At 71.4% G+C, this 23343-nt stretch carries 22 protein-coding genes; all 22 read left to right on the plus strand.

Going from position 1 to position 23343, the window contains the following annotated elements; all coding sequences use genetic code 11:
- The first annotated feature begins 106 nt into the window (after positions 1-106).
- Positions 107-691 (plus strand): NAD(P)H-dependent oxidoreductase, encoded by a 585-nt coding sequence (locus ABZ453_RS29640; protein WP_358607142.1) that lies wholly within the window; start codon positions 107-109, stop codon positions 689-691.
- Positions 692-737: 46 nt separating this feature from the next.
- Positions 738-1895 (plus strand): acyl-CoA dehydrogenase family protein, encoded by a 1158-nt coding sequence (locus ABZ453_RS29645; protein ID WP_359019498.1) that lies wholly within the window; start codon positions 738-740, stop codon positions 1893-1895.
- Positions 1896-1897: 2 nt separating this feature from the next.
- The gene (locus tag ABZ453_RS29650) at positions 1898-2875 is read left to right on the plus strand and encodes a DUF6081 family protein (protein ID WP_359019500.1); all 978 of its coding nucleotides are present in this window, start codon (positions 1898-1900) and stop codon (positions 2873-2875) included.
- Positions 2876-2943: 68 nt separating this feature from the next.
- Positions 2944-4524 (plus strand): MFS transporter, encoded by a 1581-nt coding sequence (locus ABZ453_RS29655; protein ID WP_359019502.1) that lies wholly within the window; start codon positions 2944-2946, stop codon positions 4522-4524.
- An 85-nt stretch (positions 4525-4609) separates the two neighbouring features.
- Complete coding sequence (locus tag ABZ453_RS29660; RefSeq protein WP_359019504.1) at positions 4610-5260, plus strand: antibiotic biosynthesis monooxygenase; 651 nt, start codon at positions 4610-4612, stop codon at positions 5258-5260.
- 163 nt (positions 5261-5423) lie between these two features.
- A complete protein-coding gene (locus ABZ453_RS29665) occupies positions 5424-5546 on the plus strand; it encodes a hypothetical protein (RefSeq protein WP_359019506.1) in 123 nt (40 codons plus the stop codon).
- Positions 5547-5646: 100 nt separating this feature from the next.
- The gene (locus tag ABZ453_RS29670) at positions 5647-7980 is read left to right on the plus strand and encodes a hypothetical protein (protein ID WP_359019509.1); all 2334 of its coding nucleotides are present in this window, start codon (positions 5647-5649) and stop codon (positions 7978-7980) included.
- Positions 7977-8681 (plus strand): class I SAM-dependent methyltransferase, encoded by a 705-nt coding sequence (locus ABZ453_RS29675; RefSeq protein ID WP_359019511.1) that lies wholly within the window; start codon positions 7977-7979, stop codon positions 8679-8681. The genes ABZ453_RS29670 and ABZ453_RS29675 overlap by 4 nt, the downstream gene beginning before the upstream one ends.
- A gap of 281 nt (positions 8682-8962) precedes the next feature.
- On the plus strand, positions 8963-10453 hold the full coding sequence (locus tag ABZ453_RS29680) for an FAD-dependent monooxygenase (RefSeq protein ID WP_359019513.1): 1491 nt from the start codon (positions 8963-8965) through the stop codon (positions 10451-10453).
- A gap of 77 nt (positions 10454-10530) precedes the next feature.
- Entirely contained in the window at positions 10531-10860 is a 330-nt protein-coding gene (locus ABZ453_RS29685; protein ID WP_359019515.1) for a TcmI family type II polyketide cyclase, read from the plus strand.
- Positions 10857-12128, plus strand: a complete 1272-nt coding sequence (locus ABZ453_RS29690) for a beta-ketoacyl-[acyl-carrier-protein] synthase family protein (RefSeq protein ID WP_359019517.1) — start codon at positions 10857-10859, stop codon at positions 12126-12128. The genes ABZ453_RS29685 and ABZ453_RS29690 overlap by 4 nt, the downstream gene beginning before the upstream one ends.
- Positions 12125-13339, plus strand: a complete 1215-nt coding sequence (locus ABZ453_RS29695) for a ketosynthase chain-length factor (protein ID WP_359019519.1) — start codon at positions 12125-12127, stop codon at positions 13337-13339. Before ABZ453_RS29690 ends, ABZ453_RS29695 begins: the two co-directional genes overlap by 4 nt.
- A gap of 66 nt (positions 13340-13405) precedes the next feature.
- Positions 13406-13675, plus strand: a complete 270-nt coding sequence (locus ABZ453_RS29700) for an acyl carrier protein (protein ID WP_359019521.1) — start codon at positions 13406-13408, stop codon at positions 13673-13675.
- A gap of 139 nt (positions 13676-13814) precedes the next feature.
- Positions 13815-14600, plus strand: coding sequence for a 3-oxoacyl-ACP reductase FabG (gene fabG, locus ABZ453_RS29705; RefSeq protein ID WP_359019523.1), 786 nt, complete (start codon positions 13815-13817; stop codon positions 14598-14600).
- A 45-nt stretch (positions 14601-14645) separates the two neighbouring features.
- On the plus strand, positions 14646-15587 hold the full coding sequence (locus ABZ453_RS29710; RefSeq protein WP_359019525.1) for an aromatase/cyclase: 942 nt from the start codon (positions 14646-14648) through the stop codon (positions 15585-15587).
- 2 nt (positions 15588-15589) lie between these two features.
- Positions 15590-17932: an SDR family oxidoreductase gene (locus ABZ453_RS29715; RefSeq protein ID WP_359019527.1), complete on the plus strand. Its 2343-nt coding sequence runs from the start codon at positions 15590-15592 to the stop codon at positions 17930-17932.
- A 44-nt stretch (positions 17933-17976) separates the two neighbouring features.
- Positions 17977-19431 (plus strand): MFS transporter, encoded by a 1455-nt coding sequence (locus tag ABZ453_RS29720; RefSeq protein ID WP_359019529.1) that lies wholly within the window; start codon positions 17977-17979, stop codon positions 19429-19431.
- Positions 19428-20342 (plus strand): 4'-phosphopantetheinyl transferase superfamily protein, encoded by a 915-nt coding sequence (locus tag ABZ453_RS29725; protein ID WP_359019531.1) that lies wholly within the window; start codon positions 19428-19430, stop codon positions 20340-20342. The genes ABZ453_RS29720 and ABZ453_RS29725 overlap by 4 nt, the downstream gene beginning before the upstream one ends.
- Positions 20339-21307, plus strand: coding sequence for an ACP S-malonyltransferase (fabD, locus tag ABZ453_RS29730; protein WP_359019533.1), 969 nt, complete (start codon positions 20339-20341; stop codon positions 21305-21307). Before ABZ453_RS29725 ends, fabD begins: the two co-directional genes overlap by 4 nt.
- A 44-nt stretch (positions 21308-21351) precedes the next feature.
- Positions 21352-22917, plus strand: coding sequence for an acyl-CoA carboxylase subunit beta (locus ABZ453_RS29735; RefSeq protein ID WP_359019535.1), 1566 nt, complete (start codon positions 21352-21354; stop codon positions 22915-22917).
- A 16-nt stretch (positions 22918-22933) separates the two neighbouring features.
- Positions 22934-23212 carry an acyl-CoA carboxylase subunit epsilon gene (locus ABZ453_RS29740; RefSeq protein ID WP_359019537.1) on the plus strand — a complete coding sequence of 93 codons (279 nt, stop codon included), beginning with the start codon at positions 22934-22936 and terminating at the stop codon, positions 23210-23212.
- Between the two features lie 39 nt (positions 23213-23251).
- Positions 23252-23343 (plus strand): biotin carboxylase N-terminal domain-containing protein (locus tag ABZ453_RS29745; RefSeq protein WP_308427085.1); only part of this gene is annotated, 92 nt, incomplete at its 3' end.

Genomic DNA, 23343 nt, shown 5'->3' on the forward strand with positions numbered 1-23343 from the left:
GGTGACGTGGGGACGGCCCGCCGCACCGCACCGCACTCCAAGGGGCCGAGAAGGCCCGGTAGTTCAGAAAAGCGCACACAGCACACCTTCGACCGTGAGGATCCCCATGTCCGAGGAACGTCTTCGAGTAGCACTGGTGATCGGAAGCACCCGTGCCACACGGTTCGGCCCCACCATCGCGCAGTGGTTCGCCGAAGAGGCGCGGCAGAACGACGCCGTCGAACTGGACGTCGTGGACCTCGCCGACTACCCGCTGCCGGTGGCGGTGACCGAAGCCCCCGAGCCCGCGGACGCGGCGACAGCGCAGGCCCTCAGCGCACGCCTGGAACGGGCCGAGGCCTTCGTCGTCCTGACGCCCGAGTACAACCACAGCTTCCCCGCCCCGCTCAAGGTCGCCATCGACTGGAACTACACGCAGTGGCAGGCCAAACCGATCGGCTTCGTCTCCTACGGCGGTCTCGCCGGAGGTCTGCGAGCGGTCGAGCAACTGCGCCAGGTCTACGCCGAGATGCACGCCGTCACCCTGCGGGACACGGTCAGTTTCCACGGCGCCCGCGCCACCTTCGACGCGGAGGGAAACCCCAAGGAGCCAGAGGGCTGCGCCGCCGCGGCCAAGACCATGCTCGACCAGCTCGTGTGGTGGGGCGTCGCACTGCGCGAGGCCCGCGCCAGGCGCCCGTACCGCGCGTGATCCGCCCCGCCGCTCGCCGCTGCGACGTCGACGAAATGAGACAGCCATGACCGGGATGCTCCTCGCTCCCCGCACCACCCCGGACGCCTTCCTGTCCGCCGCACGGGCGGCGGGCGTGCCGGCCGGCCACGACGCGGCCCGTGCCGACCGTGAACGACGGCTCTCCGCCGACGTCGTGGCGGCGCTGGTCGAGGCCGGCTTCAGCAGGGCGCTCGTCCCGGCCCGCCACGGTGGAGTCGGCACCGACTTCGCCACGCTCACCGAGGCGGTCGCCGCGGTCGGAGAGGGCTGTGCCTCCGCCGCCTGGATCGGCTCGTTGCTCGCCTACACCGCGCGCTTCGCCGCCTGTCTGCCCGCCGAGGGACAGGCGGAGATCTGGGCGGAGGGGCCCGACACCCGGCTGGTGAGCTCCCTGGTCTCCACCGGCGCCACCGCGCTGTCGGCCGACGGCGGCTGGCGGTTGACCGGGACCTGGACCTACGCCAGCGGTGTCGACTTCTCCGACTGGGCCCTCGTCATGACGCTGGCACCGGGCGTGGAAGGACCGGAGCAGGCACGCTTCTTCGCCATACCCCGCTCCGCCTACCGGATCGAGGAGACCTGGGACACGGTCGGCATGCGGGCGACCGGCAGCCACACCGTCGTGGTGGACGAGGTGACCGTGCCGGCCCACCGGACCTTCCTCATGGACGACATGTTCACGGGACAGGGCGCCGTGTCGGACGAACTGCGCCACGTGCAGCCGCTGTTCGCCGTGAACGGCCTCACCTTCGCCGCACCCGTCCTGGGCGCGGCCCGGGCGGCACTGAAGCTCTCGGGGAATGCTCTCGCCGACAAGGTGGCCCGCGGCACTGAGCCCGCCGAGGCACTGCAGATCGCCCATGCCCGGGCGGCCGGAGAGATCGACGCGGCCGCGCTGCTGCTGTCCCGTGCCGCCCAGAGCGTCGACCGGGCCCGGGCCGGCGATGACGTCCTGGTGCGCAACCGGCGGGACTGCGCGCTCGCCACCCGGCTGCTCCGCGCCGCCGTCGACGCGCTTTTCCACGCCGGCGGGACGCGCAGCCAGTCCATGTCCGACCCGCTCCAGCGCATCTGGCGGGACGTCAACTCCGCCGCCAGCCACATGGTGCTGCAGTTCGATGCCGCGGCGCTGGCCTTCACCCGTGGCTTTCTCGACGCCGCCCGAGCAGGGAAGAGCTCCTGACCATGACCACAACGGACGCGATCGGCAGCCGCCTGCTCTTCCACGAGGACTTCCGCGGCGGCTTCGCCGTCAACGCACCGGACGCCGGCTGGCACACCCAGGACACCGCGGGCGTGGCGGGCGGCGACGGAGTCGCCCACATCTCGCAGCTCGGGCTCGCCGTGGTCCCCACCGGAGTCAACCCGCGCACCGGTGCCCCCGCCTTCGTCTCCACCACCGGTCAGCAGGCCGACGGCGGCGAGGGCACCCGGGACCATGTCAAGTGGACGGCCATGCCGAACCGTTCGGCGGGGACCGGCCTGCCGGGCTTCGACGTCCCAGCGGCCGGCCAGCTCGTGTGCACCACCACCCTCGCCGTGTCCACGTACGGAACGGAGGACCACCCCTTCGGCGAGGCGGTCGACGACCCGCAGGCCGACCCGCGGCTGGCCTGCGGCTCGGTGATCACCGCGGACGTGGAGACGGCGTCCATCTTCGGTTTCTTCGTCACCAACACCCGCGTCTACGCGAACTACGAGCGGCTGCGCATACCCGGCACGACGTACGCGGCGTACACCTATGCCGTCCCGGTCGCCGAGCGGGCGCCCGGGGACCTCGACACCCTGCGGATCACCCTGGACCGCGCGCGCTCCACCGTGACGTGGGCGGTGAACGGCACGGAGGTCCTCGCGGTGGACCGGATCGGACACCCGGTCCTGGACCGCGCACACCAGCTGCTCGACCACGCGGGCGAGCCCGAGGACGTCATGCCGCGCCAACTGACAACCGGCGTCGGCATGTTCACCCTGCTCGACGGGGCCCTGGGCGCCGACTCCGCCGGTCTGGTGCGGATCGACTCGGCGCCCTCCCACTACGTCGACCCGCGACGCGGTGCGCCCTGGCCGCAGAAGTTCCTCGACCAACAGAGCGTCACCGCCAGCCGCCTGTGGGGGCAGGGCGTCGCGCTGAACGTGCGCGACGTCTCCGTCACCACTGCCTGAGTGCGGGTCGCTGTGCTCAATGGCCCGTACAACTCCGCCATCCCCGATGAATTGCAAAGGACAGAGTTGTGACCGCAGTAACGCCCGCGAAGGCGGGCCGCCGTGAGTGGTTCGGCCTGGCAGTCCTGTGCCTTCCGGCCCTTCTCACGACGATGGACCTGACGCTCCTGTTCATGGCCGTCCCGAAACTGACGGCCGATCTGAACCCCTCCAGCACCCAGCTGTTGTGGGCCAGCGACATCTACGGCTTCCTCATCGCCGGCTTCCTGATCACCATGGGAACGCTCGGTGAGCGCATCGGACGCCGTCGCCTGCTGATGACCGGAGCCGTGTTCTTCGGGGTCGCCTCCGTGCTCACGGCCGAGGCGAGCAGCCCCGAGATGCTCATCGCGGCCCGAGCCCTGCTCGGTGTCTCGGCCGCCACCCTCGCACCGTCGACACTGTCGCTGCTGCGCGTCATGTTCCGGGACGAGAAGGAGAGCACGACCGCGGTCACCGTCTGGACGACGTCCTTCATGGTCGGCGGTGTCGTCGGCCCGATCGCCGGTGGCCTGCTGCTCGACCACTTCTGGTGGGGCGCGCCCTTCCTGATGGCCGTGCCGGTCATGGTCCTGCTGCTGATCGCGGGCCCGATCCTGCTGCCCGAGTACAAGGACCCCTCCGGCGGCCGCCTCGACCTGCTGAGCGTCGGCATGTCGCTCGCGGCGATCCTGCCGGCGGTGTACGGCGTCAAGGAACTGGCCCGCAACGGGTTCGAGACCTGGCCGACCGTGAGCCTCGTCGTCGGCCTGGTCTTCGGTGTGGTCTTCGTACTGCGCCAGCGAGGCCTGTCCGTGCCGCTGATGGACGTCACTCTGTTCTCCCGCGCCGCGTTCTCGGTCTCCGTCGGCACCCTGCTGCTGACCACCGGCCTGATGATGGGCATTCAGTACCTGCTCGCCACCTACCTGCAGATCGTCCTGGGCATGACGCCGGCCGAGGCGGGTCTGTGGCAGCTGCCGGTCATCATCCCCGGCATGGTCGCCGCCGTGGTCGGCACCGGCATCTCCCAGAAGATCGGCACGCCGCCGGTCCTGATCGTCGGCCTGCTGATCGGTTCCGTCGGCTTCGGAGTGCTGACCCAGGTCGACGGCAACTCCGGTACGGCGCTGGTCATCACCTCGTCCGCGATCATGTTCGTCGGTCTCGCCCCCGTGATGGCACTCGGGATCGGCACCATCGTCCAGGCCGCTCCCGTCGAGCGGGCCGGCGCCGCTTCCGCGCTGGCCTCCACCACCAACGAACTCGGCGGCGCCGTCGGCATCGCCCTCATCGGCAGCCTCGCGACGGCCGTCTACGGCTCCACCCTCGACGACCACCTGCCCTCCGGAGTCACCGGCGGGGCGCACGACGCCGCGCGCAACAGCGTCGCCGAGGCGGCCGCCGTGGCCCGCGACCTCCCCGGCAAGGTCGGCGGCGAGCTGTCCTCGGCGGCCCACGACGCCTTCGCCCACGGTATGGAGATCGCCTCCTACGTCTCCATCGGCGTTCTGCTCGCGATGGCCGCCCTGGTCGCCGTACTGCTGCGCCGGGCGCTTCCCGCGCCGGCCGCCCAGCCTCCGGCCCAGCAGCCGGTCGCCGCCGAGGAGACGCTGCCTTCCGGCGCGTAGCGCCCCCGGGTTCCGCCCGTTCGTCTGCGAACCGCCCACCGGTGCCGACCAGGCACCGGTGGGCCACCACAAGGAGGTTCCTCGGATGACGAGGATCAGTGTCAAGGACCAGTACTACACGCTGGTCAACATCTTCGAGACGTCCCCGGAGCACCAGAACCGGCTCATCGAGATCTGGCAGAGCCTCGGCCCCGCGGACGAGCGCGGCGGGCTCGTGTCCGTCAACGCCCATCTCAGCCACGACGGCAACTCCGTGATCAGCTACATACAGTGGCGTGACAAGGCCGCCTGGGAGGGCATACTCAGCGACCCGGGCAGGCAGGAGCGCTTCAAGGAGGTCCTGACCTTCGCGACCTTCGACAGCATTCACTGCGAGGTCGTCCACACCCAGCGCAACCCGCAACTGGGCGACTCGACCATCGAGATATCCGAGCAGCAGGACGTCTTCACGGTCGTCGAGGTGGCCCGCACCCGGTCGAAGTTCCAGCAGGACGAGCTGCTCGCCGTGGTGACACAGCCCAACCTGGTCCTCGACACAACGCCCGGTTACATATCGCACAGCGTGCACCGCGACTTCGAGGGCGAGGCCGTCGTCAGCTACTCGCAGTGGGAGAGCCAGGAGGCGTACGACGCCTTCCGCGCCGACCGCGACGCACGCCCCGCCGCCCTCGACGGGGTGGACCTGCGCGAGTACACCCTGCGCATCGCCTACGTCACCGAGGCGACCACCGTCTGACGGTCCGACGGCACCCGGCCGCCGAGACCGGCAACCGATGACCCGCCGGTCGGGTGGAACGACACAGACCCTCCCGTACGCCCCTTGCGCGCCGTCCGTCAGGGACGGCGCGCGGGATGTGGCCGGGAGTTCCCCAGCCCATTCACGACACCGAAGGGAGGAGGTGACAGCCATGACCGAAGCCGCGCTGAGCGCTGCTCTGGAGGAGGTCCTTGCCACGTTCTCGGCCGAGAACGAGCTGACCGAGAGCGAATTCGAGCTCGCCCTGGGCAACGAGACCTGGTAGCCCAGGGTCCTCTTGTCACCGGCCCTCGCTGCCTCAGCAGCGGGGGCCGGTCTCTTCCCCCGGACAAAAGACTTCGTCGACCGACCGACAGGAGCGCGCCGTGAACTCGTCCGCCGTGGCAGCCCGTCCCGCCTGGCTGCAGGATCCGACCCTCGCATGGCGTCCCGCCGTACGCGGCGTGGTGCTCTGCGCCCACCCCCATGACCTCGCCGGCTGCCTGGGCCCGAACGCCGTGCTGGCGGCTGTGGCCATCGGCCCGCCTCCGCCCGGTTACGACCATCTGTGCGGTGTCCAGGAGCTGTTGGCCGTTCTGCTGCCCGCGGCGCGCGCCGCGCTGCCGGAGGTGTTGCAAAGGCACGCCGAGGTGCTCTCCCTGCTCACCCGCGCGAACGAGCCGGACGGACCGGACGGACCGGACAGGCCGAACGGCCAAGGGCACGTACCGCGGGGCCGGTTCGTCCCCGTGTCCGAGACCGCGTCGCTCGGCACCACCCGGCGCATCAGCCGGGAGTCCCACACCACCGCCGGCTGGATCGACCGCGCGGCCCGCTTCCTCGTCGACGCCCTGCCGGTGCTGGGCGAGCGGCCCGTCCTGGTCATCGAGGCTTTCGACCACTGGGACCGTATCTCGGTCCGCATCCTGTACCGGGCCGTCCTGATCGCCGACCAGCAGGGCCGGCCCATCACCGTCCGCGGACTGCTGCGGGACGGCGGCACCCAGTTCCTCCAGCGGCTCTCCCGGCAGCGGGCCGTGCGGGTGTGTGGGACGCCGTCGGTGCCGGACGCGCCGCGCGCCGCTCCCTCTCCGGCGGTCGAACCGTGGCGCTCCGCGGAACCCATCGGACCGCTGCGTGCCATCGGCGACGCGATCGCCCTGCAGAACTTCGAGCGGGCCGACCTGCTGATCGCCGCGCACTTGGCGGCGGTGGGCTCCGCGGGCGGGCGGGTGGACGACCTGGCCGACCTGATCAGGCTGCAGGCCATCTCTCAGGCGCAGACCGGGCGGATCGACAGCGCCGTGGCCAAGCTGGAGGAGTCCCTGCGGTTGGCGGAGAGGCCCGAGTTGAGGGCCCATCTGAACTACCTCCTCGCGCTGCTCGTCACCAAGCGCAGGGACGACACGGACACGGCGCGCACCTACTACTTGCGGGGACTGGAATGCCTCGCCTCACTCGCCGAGCCGGGAGTGGACGCGCAGGTGGAGAAGGCGTGGATTCTCAACGGCCTGGCGCTCGCCGCGGCCATCGATGCCCGGGAGGCCGAGGAGAGCGGGCGACGGGAGCAGTTGTTCCAGGCCGCTTTCGAACTGGAGTTTGACGCGTTTCGGCTGGTCCGCGAGATGCCCGGAGACAGTGCCTTCTATCTGCGCTACAACCTGAGCCACAACCTGGCCTTCCTGCTCCAGATCACCGGCCGGCACCGCCAGGCGGAGGACTTCCTGCGCTCGGTCTCGGCGACGATGCTCGGCACCGGCAGGCCGGAGTTCTACGTACCGCACCACTATGCGATCGCCGTGCTGCAGTTGCGCAGGGGCAGTCACGCGGAGGCGGCGGAGTCCTTCGCGGCGGCCGTCCGTGTCGCCGGAACGCTGCGCGACCCCTTCCACCTGGAGAAGCTGCTCGCGGCCGCCGGGTACACGGACATGCGGCGCGGCGACCACACGGCTGCCGCCCGGCACTATCGGGACGCGGCCCGCACCGCCCGCCGGCTGTGCGACGAGAAGGCGTTCGCGCAGGACCTGGCGGGCCTCTTGTGGGCACTGACCCTCGGGCGGTCCCAGTGGGACCGGCACGCGCTGGCGGCGGCCCGGATCTGGTACCCGGAGGCGGCCGGCGCGTACGACCGTGGCGCCGGCCAGGAGAGGCTTGCCGAGGCGCTCACCACGGCGGGCGCGGAGGTCGCACCCCCGTCCTCCAAACTTCCCTCCTATCTGCCCGCCGTCGACCTCGAGGGACTGCCCGAACGCGACCTCAACCGCTTCCTGGCAGGTATCACGTCACGCGAGAACCCCGGACAGCTGTCGGGCCGGAGCGTGGGGGAGCGGGAAGCGGTCGCGGTGGACGCGGTGGGTGTGCCTGAGACCGGAGCGGTCGTGGAGGAGGGCGAAGCAGCGGCGGCAGTCGCGAAGGAGGTGCCCCCGTCTCTGCGCGGGGGGTCTGGGGGAGGGCCCGAGGTCTGGCAGGCCGGGGCGGTAGAGCCGCCTGTTTCACGGCAGGAGCGGTCCGAAGCCGTGCGTGGGCCCGTGGCGGCCGGGTCGGGGGCGGCGTCAGGGACCGGGCCGGCCGGGTCCCAGCCCGTGGCGGAGGCTGTCGTGGCAGAGGCGGCCCCCGGGGCCCGGCCGGCCCCGGCGGAGACGGCGCCCCCGTCCAGGCATGCCGAGGCGGAGAGGGCGCACGCTCCCGGGCCCTCCGTAAGCGGCGGTGTCGGGCGATGAGTTCGTTGCCGCGACTGACCGGCGCTCAGGCCGACGCGCTGGCCGAGCGGTTCCTCGAGCACTGCCGGGCGGCCGGTGTGCTGGAGGCCGAGGCACCCGCCGTGTCGTGGCCGGAGTTCCATGCCTTCCGTGCTCGGCTGACCTCCTCCTTCGAGGTGCCGACCACCACGCTCACCCCGCTCGCCGCCCGTGTGCTGTACGGCCTGGCGGCGGCCCACCGGCCCGCCACGGTCGCCACCCTCGGCTGCTTCGCCGGGAACCTCATGGCCTGGGTGTCCGGGCCGGGCTTCGGTCCCGGGTCCCGTTATCCCGGCCGCCGGTCCCTCGGGCTGGACGTGGCCGCCGAGCCGGTGGCGCTCGCCGCGGCGAACCTGCGGAGAGCCGGGTTCACGCCCGGTGTCGAGGCCGTCCTGGGCGATGCCTTCGATGCCGCGGCACACAGTGCGGACGACACATGGGACCTGCTGCTCATCGACATCGACGTACCAGGCGCACGCAAGTCCGGATACGCCCGGCTGCTGGAGCGCTGGCTGCCCCATCTGGCGCCGGGAGCGCTGGTGATCGCCCACGACGTCTGCCACCCGGTCTTCGCGTGGGACCTGCGCGACTACGCGGCCTTCGCCAAGGACCGAGGGGCTCTCGCCACCACGACCCTTCCGGTGGACGACTGCGGCCTCGAAGTCAGCCGCTGGCCGGGCTGATCTCCCCGTCCGTGCACCGCCGATGCCCGGCGGTGCACGGAATTCAATTCCGCGGAAACACGACTGTCATGCGCCCGCGTCACTTCACAAAAACATGACGCAACTTCGCACAGCCCTGACGAGGTTCCGGTCGAATCTCCTTGAACCGGCCGGTCGGTTCGAAGGAGTATTTAGTCGGCTTCCGGAGGCGGCGCAAGTGTCCGGCGGATGCCATATCCGATGACCATTTACGGTCCATCGATGCTGAAATCAATTTCCCCAGGACGACCGAGGAGAGTGGCATGGACGCCGAAGTCATAGTCGTGGGAGCCGGTCCGGCAGGATTGATGCTCGCCGGTGAATTGCGCCTGGCCGGAGTCGACGTCGTCCTTCTGGAACGGCTCGCCGAGCGCACCGGTGAGTCGCGCGGACTCGGATTCACGGCACGCACGATGGAGGTGTTCGCACAACGCGGTCTGCTCTCCCGGTTCGGGGAGATCGAGGTCAGCAATTTCGGTCACTTCGGTGGCCTGCCCGTCGACTTCGGTGTCCTGGACGGCGCCCATCAGGCGGCGAAGACCGTTCCGCAGTCCCACACCGAGGCGGTGCTGGAGCAGTGGGTCGGCGACCTCGGCACGGACATCCGCCGCAGTCACGAGGTGCTCTCCGTCAAGGACGACGGCGACAGCACCCTCGTGGAGGTGCGCGGCCCGGACGGCGTGCACGAACTGCGCGCCCAGTACCTGGTCGGCTGCGACGGAGGCCGTAGCAAGATCCGCAAGGAGGCCGGCTTCGACTTCCCCGGCACCGCCGCCACGCTGGAGATGTACCTGGCCGACGTGCGGGGACTCGACCTCGAACCGCGCATGATCGGCGAGACCCTGCCCGGCGGCATGGTGATGGTCGGTCATCTGCCCGGTGAAATCACCCGGCTGATCGTCTGTGAGCGCGGCACGCCCCCGCAGCGCCGCACCGAGGCCCCCGCCTACGAGGAGGTCGCGGCCGCCTGGAAGCGCCTGACCGGCGTCGACATCGCGCACGGTGAGCCGGTGTGGGTGAGCGCGTTCGGCGACGCCACCCGACAGGTGACCCAGTACCGCAAGGGGCGCATCCTGCTCGCCGGTGACGCCGCGCACATCCACCTGCCCGCCGGCGGCCAGGGCATGAACACGAGCATCCAGGACGCGGTCAACCTGGGCTGGAAGCTCGCGGCGGTGGTCCGGGGGCGGGCGCCCGAAGCGCTGCTCGACACGTACCACGACGAGCGCCACCCGGTCGGCCGGCGCCTGCTGATGAACACCAGGGCCCAGGGCCTGCTCTTCCTGAGCGGGGCCGAGGTGCAGCCGGTCCGCGACGTGCTCTCCGAGCTCATCGCCTACCCGGAGGTCTCCCGGCACCTGGCCGCCATGGTGAGTGGACTGGAGATCCGCTACGACACCGGCTCGGGCAGGCACCCGCTGCTCGGCCGGCGCATGCCACGGCTGGAGCTGACGACCGCCGCGACCTCACGGCCCACCACCAGCCTCGACCTGCTCGCCGCCGGTCGCGGGGTGCTGCTCGACCTGGAGGACACCCCCGCCCTGCGGGCGCGGGCGCTGCCGTGGGCCGACCGGGTGGACATCGTCACCGCCGCGCCGGTCGGCGTACCCGCCGACAGCCCCCTGACGGACACGGCCGCGATCCTCGTCCGCCCGGACGGCTACGTCGCCTGGGCCGCCCCCGGCAGCCACCACGACCTGCCGATGGCGCTGGAACGCTGGTTCGGCCCCGCCCGCGCGGGCCAGCCGCGCTGACCCCCCTTTTCGATCCGCACGCCGGGGCCGCTCGGCCTTTCTGGCGCCTTGCTGCCGCGAAGGAGAAGAAACAGACCATGCACAGCACATTGATCGTCGCCCGAATGGAACCCGGAGCACGCTATGACGTCGCCCGGCTCTTCCGGGAGTTCGACGGCACGGAAATGCCGCACATCATGGGGACCAAACGCCGTCAGCTCTTCGTCTACAAGGGTCTCTACTTCCACCTCCAGGAATTCGAGACGGACAACGGCGGAGAGCTCATCGAAGAGGCGAAGACGGATCCGCGCTTCGTGCGGATCAGCGAGGACCTCAAGCCCTACATTCAGGCCTACGACCCGGCCACATGGCGTTCGCCCGCCGATGCCATGGCCAAGTCGTTCTACCACTGGGAAGCGTCCTCGTGAGCGGTCGTCGTGTCGCCATCACCGGAATCGGAGTGCTCGCTCCGGGCGGAACAGGCGCCAAGAATTTCTGGAATCTGCTGAGCGAGGGCCGGACGTCGACGAGGGGCATCACCTTCTTCGATCCCTCCTCCTTCAGGTCACGGGTCGCGGCGGAGATCGACTTCGATCCCGAGGAACACGGGCTGAGCCCCCAGGAGATCCGCCGCATGGACCGCGCCGCCCAACTCGCCGTCGTGGCGACCCGGGAGGCCGTCGCCGACAGCGGCATCGTCCTGGCGGACCTCGATCCGTACCGCACCGGCGTCACCATCGGCAGCGCGGTCGGCGCCACCACCGGGCTGGACCAGGAGTACCGCGTCGTCAGCGACGGCGGGCGGCTGGACCTGGTCGACCACCGCTACGCGGTACCCCACCTCTACAACCACTTCGTGCCGAGCTCCTTCGCGGCCGAGGTCGCCTGGGCGGTGGGCGCCGAAGGCCCTTCGACCGTCGTCTCCACCGGCTGCACCTCCGGCCTCGACTCCGTCGGCCACGCCGTGGACATCATCCGGGAGGGCACCGCGGACGTCATGATCGCGGGCAGCTCGGACGCCCCGATCTCCCCGATCACCGTCGCCTGCTTCGACGCGATCAAGGCGACGACCCCGCGCAACGACGACCCGGAGCAGGCGTCCCGTCCCTTCGACGGAACCCGCAACGGCTTCGTCCTGGGCGAGGGTTCGGCGGTGTTCGTCCTGGAGGAGCTGGAGAGCGCACGGCGCCGCGGGGCGCACGTCTACGCCGAGATCGCCGGCTACGCCTCCCGCTGCAACGCCTTCCACATGACAGGGCTGCGCCCCGACGGCGCCGAGATGGCCGAGGCCATCGGTGTCGCCCTGGACGAGGCGCGGGTCAACCCGGACGCGATCGACTACATCAACGCGCACGGCTCCGGCACCAAGCAGAACGACCGTCACGAAACCGCCGCGTTCAAGCGCAGCCTCGGTGACCACGCCTACCGGACGCCGGTGAGCTCGATCAAGTCGATGGTGGGCCACTCGCTCGGCGCGATCGGTTCCATCGAGATCGCGGCCTCCGCGCTCGCGATGGAGAACCACGTCGTTCCGCCCACGGCCAACCTGCACACCCCGGATCCCGAGTGCGACCTGGACTACGTGCCGATCACGGCGCGGGAGTGGCGCACGGACACCGTCCTGACCGTCGGCAGCGGCTTCGGCGGCTTCCAGAGCGCCATGGTGCTCGCCCGACCCGACAGGAGCATCGCATGACGACCCCGGTCGTGGTCACGGGCCTGGGCATCGCCGCTCCCAACGGTCTGGGCACCAAGGACTTCTGGGCGGCCACGCTGAAGGGCGAGAGCGGCATCGGACCCGTCACCCGCTTCGTCCCGGACCAGTATCCGGCGCGGCTGGCCGGGGAGGTGCCCGGCTTCGTCGCCGAGGACCATCTGCCGGGCCGGCTGCTGCCGCAGACCGACCGGATGACCCGGCTCGCGCTGGTCGCCGCCGACTGGGCCCTCGAGGACGCCGAGGTCACTCCGCAGGAACTCAACGCCTACGACATGGGCGTGATCACCGCCAGTTCGTCCGGGGGCTTCGAGTTCGGTCAGAACGAGCTGCAGAAGCTGTGGAGCAAGGGCGGTCAACACGTCAGCGCATACCAGTCGTTCGCCTGGTTCTATGCCGTCAACACCGGCCAGATCTCGATCCGCAACGGCATGAAGGGCCCCAGCGGTGTCGTGGTCAGCGACCAGGCCGGCGGTCTCGACGCGCTGGCGCAGGCGCGGCGACAGATCCGCAAGGGCACCCGGCTCATCGTCTCCGGTGCGGTCGACGCCTCGATCTGCCCCTGGGGCTGGGTCGCCCAGCTCGCCGGCGAACGGCTGAGCAAGGAGGACGACCCGGACCGCGCGTACCTGCCCTTCGACGCGCTCGCCGGCGGCCATGTGCCCGGCGAGGGCGGCGCGATCCTCGTCCTGGAGGACCTCACGGCCGCCCGTGCCCGGGGCGCGCGGATCTACGGCGAGATCGCCGGCTACGGGGCGACCTTCGACCCCCGGACCGGCAGCGGCCGGCCACCCGGCCTCGGCCAGGCGATCCGCGCGGCTCTCGCCGACTCCGGCACCCAACCGGGCGACATCGACGTCGTGTTCGCCGACGCGGCGGGGGTGCCCGCGCTCGACCGTGTCGAGGCCGACGCCATCACGGAGGTCTTCGGCCCGCGCGCCGTGCCCGTGACGGCGCCCAAGACGATGACCGGACGGCTCTATTCCGGCGCCGCGCCCCTGGACGTGGCGTCCGCCCTGCTGGCGATCGCGGACGGCGTCGTCCCGCCCACCACCAACGTGGAGGTCGCCCCGGAGTACGACCTCGACCTGGTCACCGGCGAACCGCGCAAAGCCTCCCTGCGCGCCGCGCTGGTGATCGCCCGCGGCCACGGCGGTTTCAACTCCGCGGTGGTCGTCCGCGCCGCGCAGTGACCCGCCGGCCCGCGACACGAACAGCGCCCACCCCCTCAGTACGAACCTCACCATGAAGGAACCGACATGTCCGACCGGATATTCACCCTGGACGACCTGCGCCGCATCCTGCTGGAGAGCGCGGGCACGGAAGAGGGCGTCGACCTCTACGGCGACATCGAGGACAGCGACTTCGAGGAGCTGGGCTACGAGTCCCTGGCGCTCCTGGAGACCGGCGGCCGCATCGAGCGCGAGTTCGGCGTCAGCCTCGACGACGTCAACCTGTCCGACATCACCACCCCGCGGGCCCTCGTCGCAGCCGTCAACGCCCTCCTCACGGCCGACATCGCCGCCTGATCCGGACTCGGTCTGACGTCCTCGATCAGACCGACGAAGCGGGCCGGGACGGCCATCCCCCGACCGCCCGGCCCGCTTGCACCCCTTGAGGACTTCGTCCCTCCACTTCCCGCGCGGCTGCCGCGCAAGGAGACGCAACATGACACAGCAAAACGGCCGGGTCGCTCTGATCTCCGGCGCCACCAGCGGAATCGGCCTCGCCGTCGCCCGCCTTCTGGGCACCGCGGGACACAAGGTGTTCATCGGCGCCCGCACCGCAGACAAGGTGACGGAGACGGTGAAGCAGCTGCAGAGCGAGGGCATCGACGTCGACGGCACCACCCTCGACGTGCGCTCCACGGACTCGGCGCACGCCTTCGTCCAGGGGGCAGTCGACCGCTTCGGCGGCGTCGACATCCTGGTGAACAACGCGGGCCGCAGCGGCGGCGGTGTCACGGCCGACATCGCCGAGGAGCTGTGGGACGACGTCATCGACACCAATCTCAACAGCGTCTTCCGGCTCACCAACGCGGTCCTCAACACCGGGGGCCTGCGCCACAAGGACTGGGGCCGGATCATCAACATCGCGTCCACCGCGGGCAAGCAGGGCGTCGTCCTCGGCGCCCCCTACTCGGCCTCGAAGCACGGCGTGGTCGGCTTCACCAAGGCCCTCGGCAACGAGCTCGCCCCCACCGGCATCACCGTCAACGCGGTCTGCCCCGGATACGTCGAGACGCCGATGGCGCAGCGGGTGCGGGCCGGTTACGCCGCCGCGTACGACGTCAGCGAGGACACCATCCGGGAGAAGTTCCAGGCCAAGATCCCGCTCGGGCGGTACTCCACGCCGGACGAGGTGGCGGGCCTGGTCGGCTACCTGGCCTCCGACACGGCCGCCTCCATCACCTCCCAGGCACTGAACGTCTGCGGCGGCCTGGGCAACTTCTGAGCCGCCCCGCCCGCCGCCCACGCACTCATCCCAAGGAGCCCGACCATGTCGCAGCCCGGCCTGCGCGAGGTGGAGCACGAGATCACCGTCTCGGCTCCGGCCGCCGCCGTCTACCGTCTGATCGCCGAGGTCGAGAACTGGCCGCGCATCTTCCCGCCCACCATCTACGTCGACCATCTGGAGAGCACGGGCAACGCCGAGCGCATCCGGATCTGGGCCACGGCCAATGGCGAGGCGAAGAACTGGACCTCCCGCCGCGTCCTGGACCCCGACAACCTGCGGATCGAGTTCCGCCAGGAGGTCTCCGCACCTCCCGTGGCCGCCATGGGCGGCACCTGGATCATCGAGCCCCTCGACGACGCGACGTCCCGCATCCGCCTGCTGCACGACTACCGTGCCGTCGACGACGACCCGGACGGCCTGCGCTGGATCGACGAGGCCGTCGACCGCAACTCGCGGTCCGAACTGGCCGCCCTCAAGACCAACGTCGAACTCGCCCACGCGGCCGAGGAGGTGACGTTCTCCTTCGAGGACTCCGTCCGTGTCGCCGGCTCCGCGAAGGACCTGTACGACTTCGTCAACGAGGCGCACCTGTGGCAGGAGCGCCTGCCCCATGTCGCCTCGGTCCGGCTCGACGAGGACGTACCGGGGTTGCAGACCCTGGAGATGGAGACCCGCGCCAAGGACGGGTCCACCCATCTGACCAAGTCCTACCGGGTCTGCTTCGAGGGCCGGAAGATCGCCTACAAGCAGGTGACGCTGCCGGCGCTGATGACCCTGCACACGGGTTACTGGACCTTCACCAAGGACGCGGACGGTACGACGGCCTCCTCCCAGCACACCGTCGTCCTCAACACCGAGAACATCACCAAAATCCTCGGTCCGGACGCCGGTGTCGCCGAGGCCCGCGAGTACGTCCGCACCGCGCTGAGCACCAACAGCCGGGCCACGCTGGGGCACGCCAAGACCTACGCCGAGGCGCGCTGACCATGGCCGGCACCCTGCGCACCCAGGTACTCGTCGTCGGCGCCGGTCCCGCGGGCCTGATGCTCGCCGGGGAACTGCGGCTCGGCGGCGCCGAGGTCCTGGTCGCGGAGCGCCTTCAGGCCCCCACGACGGAGTCCCGGGCCTCCACGCTGCACGCGAGGACGATGGAGACCTTCGACGCGCGGGGCCTGCTGGAGGGCTTCGGCACCCCACCGAACGAGCTGATGGGCCACTTCGGCGGCATCCCGCTCGACCTGACCCTTCCCGGCTCCCATCCGGGGCAGTGGAAGATCCTGCAGGCCGACGTCGAGCGGGTACTGCAGGAGTGGGGCACCGGCCTGGGCGCGATCGTGCTGCGCGGCCATGAACTACGCGGACTGACCGCGGCCGCCGATCACGTCACGGCGGAACTGTCGGGCTCCGACGGGACGGTCGAGGTCCGCGCCGAGTACGTCGTGGGGTGCGACGGCGAGCAGAGCGCCGTACGACGCCTCGCGGGCTTCGACTTCGCCGGGACGGACGCCGAACGGGAACTGGTGCGGGCCGACGTGGCCAGCGTCGACATCCCCAACCGGCGTTTCGAGCGGCTGCGGCGCGGGCTGGCGATCGCGGCCCGCCGCCCCGACGGCGTCACCCGCGTCATGGTGCACGAGTTCGGCAGCGTCGCCCGGCCGCGCACCACGGACCCCGACTTCGCCGAGATCGTGGCCGTCTGGCGCCGCGTCACCGGCGAGGACATCGGCCACGGCACCCCCCTGTGGGTCAACGCCTTCGGGGACGCCTCCCGTCAGGTGACGGCCTACCGCAAGGGACGCGTCCTGCTGGCCGGGGACGCGGCGCACCGGCAGATGCCGATCGGCGGCCAGGCCCTCAACCTGGCCCTCCAGGACGCCGTCAACCTCGGCTGGAAGCTGGCCGCCCGGGTGACCGGCCGGGCGGACGATGCGCTGTTGGATTCGTACCACGGCGAACGCCACCCGGTCGGCCGCAGGGTCCTGGGCAACATCAAGGCCCAGGCCAGGCTGCTCCTGGGCGGCGACGAGGTGGAGGCCGTCCGTGGGGTGTTCGGCGAACTGGTCTCGCTGCCGCTCGCCCGCGCTCACCTCGCGTCGATGATCGCGGGGCTCGACATCGCGTACGACGACACGGACGGCACCGCCACCCGGCATCCGCTGCTCGGCCGCCGCTTCCCCCCACTGCCTCTGACCACACCGGACGGTGACGACACGCCGGCCGCGCTGCTGCGGGCCGGGCGGGGGATGCTGCTCGACCTGTCCGGGCACCCCGGGCACGCTGCGGAGCGCTCCGCCGTGATGGAGCCCTGGGGCGAGCGGCTGTCCCTCGTGACGGCCCGGCTCCGCGACGCGGGGGACCTCGCGGGCACCGACGCTGTCCTGCTGCGGCCCGACGGCTACGTCGCCTGGGCGGCGTCGGGCGGCACCACCGGTCTCACGGCGGCCCTGCACCGCTGGTTCGGCACCCCGCCGGGCGTCCCCGCACCCGGGATTCGCACCACCGCACCCCACACACCGGCGCAGGCATCCGCCGCCACGGCCGGCCACGGCAACCACAGGAGGACCACGATGGGAACGCTCACCGGGAAGACGGCGCTGGTCACGGGATCCAGCCGAGGCATCGGCCGGGCGACGGCCCTGCGCCTGGCCGACGAGGGAGCACTCGTCGCCGTCCACTACACCAGCAACCAGGAGGCGGCCGACGACGTCGTCCGCACCATCGAGAAGGAGGGCGGCCGGGCCTTCGCCGTCCAGGCCGAACTCGGCGTCCCCGGCGACGTCCACGACCTGTTCCTCGGCGTGGAGCGGGGCCTCAAGGAGCGCACCGGCACCACCGACCTGAACATCCTGGTCAACAACGCCGGAGTGATGGGCGGCGTGGCCCCGGAGGACACCACCCCCGAGCTGTTCGACCGGATCGTCGCGGTCAACGCAAAGGCGCCGTTCTTCATCATCCAGCGCGCGCTGACGATCATGCCCGACGGCGGTCGCATCATCAACATCTCGACGGGTCTCACCCGGACGGCCAACCCGCAGGAGATCGCCTACGCGATGAGCAAGGGCGCCGTCGAGATGCTCGCGCTCCATTTCGCCAAGCACCTCGGCCCGCGCGGCATCACCGTCAATAGCGTGGCGCCGGGCATCACCCGCAACGACAACCCGGTCTTCGCGATCCCCGAGGCCGTCGAGCAGATGGCCAAGCTGTCGGTCTTCAACCGCGTGGGCGAACCGCGCGACGTCGGCGACATCGTGGCGCTGCTGGCGTCCGACGACGCCCGCTGGATCACCGGCGCCTTCGTCGACGCCAGCGGAGGCACCCTCGTCGGCTGACCGGAAGGCGGCGAAGGAACCAGGACGAGACGGGGGACAGGACGATGAGACCGACGAGCACGGCCCCGGTCGCCGGCGGCACGGGGAGCGGACACTGGAGCCCGCGCCAGTGGGCGCTGCTGACGGTGCTGGCGGGCAACATGCTCATCGACGCCCTGGAGGTGTCGGTGGCCGTGGTCGCCCTGCCCTCCATCGGCGGCGACCTGGGTGCGGACCCGACCTCACTCCAGTGGGTCATGAGCGGCTTCGCCGCGGGGTTCGGGGCGACGATCCTGTTCGGCACCCGGCTGGTGGAACGACTCGGAAGGCGCCGGGTGTATCTCGGGGCCGTCTCCGTCTTCGCCGTGGCCTCCCTGGCCGGGGCCCTGGCCGGCGCCGTCTGGTTCCTGATCGCCACCCGAGTGGTCAAGGGGGTGTGCGCGGCGCTCACCGCCCCCACCGGCCTGGCCATCATCACCAGCACGTTCCCGGAGGGCCCCGCCCGCAATCGGGCCGTCTCGGTCTACAGCCTCTTCGGGGCGAGCGGCTTCTCCCTCGGCCTGGTGCTCTCCGGGCTGCTGACCGAGGAGAGCTGGCGCTGGACCTTCGCCTTCCCGGCGCCCGTTGCCGCCGTACTGCTCGTGGCCGGGCTGCGCCTCGTGCCGGAACAGCGCGGCAAGGCAGGCGCGGACGGCGGCCGCCCCTACCAACTGCCCACCGCCCTGAGCCTGTCCGCCACGCTGCTGGCCCTGGTGTACGGCATCGGGCACGTGCCAGGACACGGCTGGACCGCCCCCGGCACCGTCGGCGCCTTCACGCTCGCCGCCGTCCTGTCCGCCGTGGTCGTGGCCAGGGAACGGCGGGCCACGCATCCGCTGCTGCCGCCGCGGGTGCTCGGGCATCCGGCCCTGCGGCGCTCCGCCTTCGCCGCCGCCGCGCTCAACGGCTCGTACCTGGGGCTGCTGTTCGTCGTCACCTTCCACCTCCAGACGCTCCTCGGCTGGTCGCCGGCGAGGACGGGACTGGCCCTGCTGCCCGCCGCCCTGCCGCTGGCCCTCACCGCCGCGTATTCCGGGCGGATGGTGCAGCGGTTCGGCGCGGCCCGGCTGATCGCGGTCGGGTACGTCGCGCCCCCGCTCGGCTACGCCCTCTACCTCGGGGCAGCCTCGCCCACGCGGTACGCGACCGACATCCTGCCCACGCTGCTCCTGCTCGGCGCGGCGTTCGTCCTGTGCTTCGCCGCCCTGCACCTTCAGGCCCTCGCGGCCGCCACGGAGGCGGAGCCCGGCGTCGCCAGCGGTGTGTACCAGACGGCCGTCCAGTTCGGTGCCGTACTGATGCCGGCCCTGGTGGCGGCGCTGATGTCGGCCCACCGGCCGCCACCCGGCGCGTCCCCCGCGGCCGCCCTGGCCGGCTACCACCCGGCCCTTCTGCTCATCACCGCCGTCGGCGCCGCCGGCCTGGCCGTCTCGCTCACCGGCCTCCTGCCACGACGCACCACAGGAGCGATCACGCCATGACGAACCGTCACGCCGCCAGGGACCGAGGGGAGGACCAGGCCGTGCCGCTCCACAGCAACTCCACCTCGCACGGCACCGGTTTCGCACCGCGGTCGGTGGGTGACGGCCCGGTCGCCGTCGACCTCTGGCTGGTGCGGTACCCGACGAGGCACAGCACGGGACGCCGGCTCGCCGTGGCTGAACTCGACGCCCAGGAGCGCACCCGCGCCGATTCCTTCCTGCGCCCCAGGGACGCCCTGCTGTACACCGCCGCCCACATCGCCCTGCGCCGGCTGCTCGCCGCCGCACTGGGCCTGACGCCCGAGGACGTGTCGTACGTCCGTGAGTCCTGCCCGGGATGCGGCCGGCCGCACGGCAGGCCCGCCCTGCGACCCGGCCCCTCACCCGCGCTCCACTTCTCCCTGTCCCACAGCAGCGGACGGGCCCTGGTCGCCCTCGCCACCGCGCCGGTCGGCGTGGACATCCAGCGAACGCCCTCGGCGGCGGCCACGGAGGCCTGCGTCCGCCTGCTGCACCCCGGTGAGCGCGCCGAACTCGAAGCCACGCCGCAGGACCGGCGCGGTGCGGCCTTCGGCCAGCTGTGGGCCCGCAAGGAGGCCTACCTCAAGGGCATCGGCACCGGCCTCGAGCGCCCGGCGCACGCCGACTACCTCGGCACGCCGGGCCCCGGCCCGTGGCGCAGACCCCCGCACTGGACGGTCCTCGACCTCTTCGCGGGCCCCGCACACGCGGCAGCGGTCGCCGTCCCGGGCACTCCCGCACAGCCCCTGCCGGTGCGCCCGCTTCCACCGGAGTGGCTGTACGAGGGCGCCGCCGCCCGTGTCGTGGCCCCGATAACCCGGCGCACCGAAGGCCGTTGTCCGCCCCGGGCCGCCGGCGTGCAGCAGACCGTGAAGGAGACATCGACATGACCACCACAGCGTTCGTCTTTCCGGGCCAGGGCTCACAACGCGTGGGCATGGGCCGGGACCTCGCCGACCGATGGCCACACCTCCTCGACGCCTACTACCGGCCCGCGGACGAACTCCTCGGCCTCCCGCTCACCGACCTGTGCTGGAACGGCCCGGCCGACGCCCTCGCCGACACCGCGATCACCCAGCCCGCCGTCCTCCTCACCAGCGTCGCCGTCCTCGACGTACTGCGGCGCCACGGCGTCCGTCCCTCCCTGGTGGCGGGACACAGCCTGGGGGAGTACGCGGCGCTGGTCGCCGCCGACGCCCTCGACTGGCGTGACGCCCTGCGGCTGGTCCGACTGCGCGGCCGGCTCATGGCCGCCGTCAACGACAGGGTGCCCGGCCGGATGGCCGCGGTCATGGGCCTCGACCTGCGCACCGTGGAGGATCTGTGCGCCGCCGTCCGCGAACGGACCGGGCAGGTCGTCGAGGTCGCCAACGACAACGAGTTCACGCAGACCGTCGTGTCGGGACAGTCAGCCGCGGTCGAGGAACTGATCACGGCCGCGCGGGCCGCCGGGGCCCGGCGTGCTCTCGCGCTGAAGGTCGGCGCGCCCTTCCACAGCAGTCTCATGGCGCCCGTGGAGGAGGAGTTCACCCGGGCCCTGCTGGATACCGAGTTCCGTGACCCGGCCGTCCCCGTGATATCCGCCGTGACGGCGGCACCGCTCACCGGCGCGAGGCAGATCGGCGACACCCTCCGGCGGCAGTTGACAGGACGCGTGCGCTGGACCGAGTCGGTGACCCGGATCGCCACCGAAGGGACGGACCGGATCCTCGAAGTGGGACCCGGCAAAGTGCTCCGCGGCCTCTGCGAGCGCATCGCACCGGACGTCCCCGTCCACACCACACACGACGCGACCCATGTCGCCTCGGCCCTCGACCTGCTCGCCCCGGTCGAGTCCCCGGTCACCGCCGGATGACCGCGACGCCACACTCCACGCCACGCCACATCAGGGAGGGAACCATGCCAGTCAGCGGGGACATCGTCCAGGAACGCCTGGACGAACTGGCCGCGATCAAGGAGTCGGTCCTGGCGGGACCGGATCCCGCGGCCACCGAACGCCAGCACGACAAGGGCAAGCTGACCGCCCGCGAACGCATCGAACTGCTGCTGGACAAGGGCTCGTTCAACGAGGTCGAGCCGTTGCGCCGGCACCGCGCGACCAGCTTCGGACTTGAGGCCAGGAAGCCCTACACGGACGGAGTGGTCACCGGCTGGGGCACGGTGGACGGCCGTACCGTGTTCGTCTACGCCCACGACTTCCGTATCTTCGGCGGCGCGCTCGGCGAGGCGCACGCCCAGAAGATCCACAAGATCATGGACATGGCCGAGGCGGCCGGGGCACCCGTCGTGAGCCTGAACGACGGCGCCGGCGCTCGTATCCAGGAGGGCGTCACCGCGCTCGCCGGCTACGGCGGCATCTTCCAGCGCAACACGCGCGCCTCCGGGGTCATCCCGCAGATCAGCGTGATGCTCGGCCCGTGCGCGGGCGGCGCGGCGTACTCGCCGGCGCTGACCGACTTCGTGTTCATGGTCCGCGGCACCTCGCAGATGTTCATCACCGGACCGGACGTCGTCAAGGCCGTGACCGGCGAGGAGATCACCCAGAACGGCCTCGGCGGCGCTGACGTGCACGCCGCGACGAGCGGCGTGGCGCACTTCGCCTACGACGACGAGGAGAGCTGCCTGGAGGACGTGCGCTTCCTCCTCGGCCTGCTGCCGTCCAACAACCGGGAGACACCGCCGGTCGTCGCGACGGAGGACCCGGCGGACCGGTCCACGGACGCCCTGCTCGACCTCGTCCCGGCCGACGCCAACCGTTCCTACGACGTCCGGGCCGTCATCGAGGAGATCGTCGACGACGGCGAGTACTTCGAGGTGCACGCCGTCTGGGCGCCCAACATCGTCGTGGCGTTCGCCCGCCTCGACGGGCACGTCGTCGGCATCGTCGCCAACCAGCCCGCCGCCACCGCCGGCGTGCTCGACATCGAGTCCTCGGAGAAGGCGGCCCGATTCGTCCAACTGTGCGACGCCTTCAACATTCCGCTGGTCACCCTGGTCGACGTTCCCGGCTTCCTGCCCGGCGTCGACCAGGAGCACAACGGCATCATCCGGCGCGGTGCCAAGCTGCTCTACGCGTACTGCAACGCCACCGTCCCCCGCATCTCCCTGATCATGCGCAAGGCGTACGGCGGCGCGTACATCGTCATGGACTCCCGCTCCATCGGCGCCGACCTCGCCCTCGCCTGGCCCACCAACGAGATCGCGGTGATGGGCGCGGAGGGTGCCGCGGGCGTCATCTTCCGCCGGGAGATCAACGCCTCCGACGACCCGGAGGCGGTCCGGCAGCAGAAGATCGACGAATACAAGTCGGAGCTCATGCACCCCTACTACGCCGCCGAACGCGGCCTGATCGACGACGTCATCGACCCGCGGCAGACGCGTGCGGTGCTGACCAGGTCGCTGGCGATGCTCCGTGCCAAGCACGCCGAACTCCCTTCCCGCAAGCACGGCAACCCGCCGCAGTGACCCCAGGAGTGCCGCCATGACCATCGCACCCATCGCCGCCGCCTCACTCACCAGTCCCACCACCTCCGGCGAACCGCTGATCCGCGTCGAGAAGGGCTCCGCCGGCCCCGCCGAACTGGCAGCGCTCACCGCCGTCCTGCTCCATCGCGTCGCGTACGGCGCGTGCGCGGACGACGAGCGATGGGCACCGGCTCCGCGCTGGAACCGGGCCGGGACGCGCCACACGGACAGCAGCCCCGTCAGCTGGCGATCGGCACACCTGCGGGATTCCCAACGCCGGCCCTTGCAGAGCTGACCACCTCTCCACCGCCCCACCGAGCAAGGATGGATCATCGTGCGCAAGGTGCTCATCGCCAACCGTGGCGAAATCGCTGTCCGCGTGGCCCGGGCCTGTCGGGACGCAGGCATCGCGAGCGTGGCCGTCTA

Origin of the sequence: Streptomyces sp. NPDC005799 (genome assembly GCF_040630525.1) — a bacterium.
GTDB lineage: Bacteria > Actinomycetota > Actinomycetes > Streptomycetales > Streptomycetaceae > Streptomyces > Streptomyces griseorubiginosus_B.

Coding starts and splice junctions, on each gene's coding strand:
- ABZ453_RS29640 (WP_358607142.1), top strand. CDS start 107: ATGTCCGAGGAACGTCTTCGAGTAGCACTGGTGATCGGAAGCACCCGT.
- ABZ453_RS29645 (WP_359019498.1), top strand. CDS start 738: ATGACCGGGATGCTCCTCGCTCCCCGCACCACCCCGGACGCCTTCCTG.
- ABZ453_RS29650 (WP_359019500.1), top strand. CDS start 1,898: ATGACCACAACGGACGCGATCGGCAGCCGCCTGCTCTTCCACGAGGAC.
- ABZ453_RS29660 (WP_359019504.1), top strand. CDS start 4,610: ATGACGAGGATCAGTGTCAAGGACCAGTACTACACGCTGGTCAACATC.
- ABZ453_RS29675 (WP_359019511.1), top strand. CDS start 7,977: ATGAGTTCGTTGCCGCGACTGACCGGCGCTCAGGCCGACGCGCTGGCC.
- ABZ453_RS29680 (WP_359019513.1), top strand. CDS start 8,963: ATGGACGCCGAAGTCATAGTCGTGGGAGCCGGTCCGGCAGGATTGATG.
- ABZ453_RS29685 (WP_359019515.1), top strand. CDS start 10,531: ATGCACAGCACATTGATCGTCGCCCGAATGGAACCCGGAGCACGCTAT.
- ABZ453_RS29695 (WP_359019519.1), top strand. CDS start 12,125: ATGACGACCCCGGTCGTGGTCACGGGCCTGGGCATCGCCGCTCCCAAC.
- ABZ453_RS29700 (WP_359019521.1), top strand. CDS start 13,406: ATGTCCGACCGGATATTCACCCTGGACGACCTGCGCCGCATCCTGCTG.
- fabG (WP_359019523.1), top strand. CDS start 13,815: ATGACACAGCAAAACGGCCGGGTCGCTCTGATCTCCGGCGCCACCAGC.
- ABZ453_RS29710 (WP_359019525.1), top strand. CDS start 14,646: ATGTCGCAGCCCGGCCTGCGCGAGGTGGAGCACGAGATCACCGTCTCG.
- ABZ453_RS29715 (WP_359019527.1), top strand. CDS start 15,590: ATGGCCGGCACCCTGCGCACCCAGGTACTCGTCGTCGGCGCCGGTCCC.
- ABZ453_RS29720 (WP_359019529.1), top strand. CDS start 17,977: ATGAGACCGACGAGCACGGCCCCGGTCGCCGGCGGCACGGGGAGCGGA.
- ABZ453_RS29725 (WP_359019531.1), top strand. CDS start 19,428: ATGACGAACCGTCACGCCGCCAGGGACCGAGGGGAGGACCAGGCCGTG.
- fabD (WP_359019533.1), top strand. CDS start 20,339: ATGACCACCACAGCGTTCGTCTTTCCGGGCCAGGGCTCACAACGCGTG.
- ABZ453_RS29735 (WP_359019535.1), top strand. CDS start 21,352: ATGCCAGTCAGCGGGGACATCGTCCAGGAACGCCTGGACGAACTGGCC.
- ABZ453_RS29740 (WP_359019537.1), top strand. CDS start 22,934: ATGACCATCGCACCCATCGCCGCCGCCTCACTCACCAGTCCCACCACC.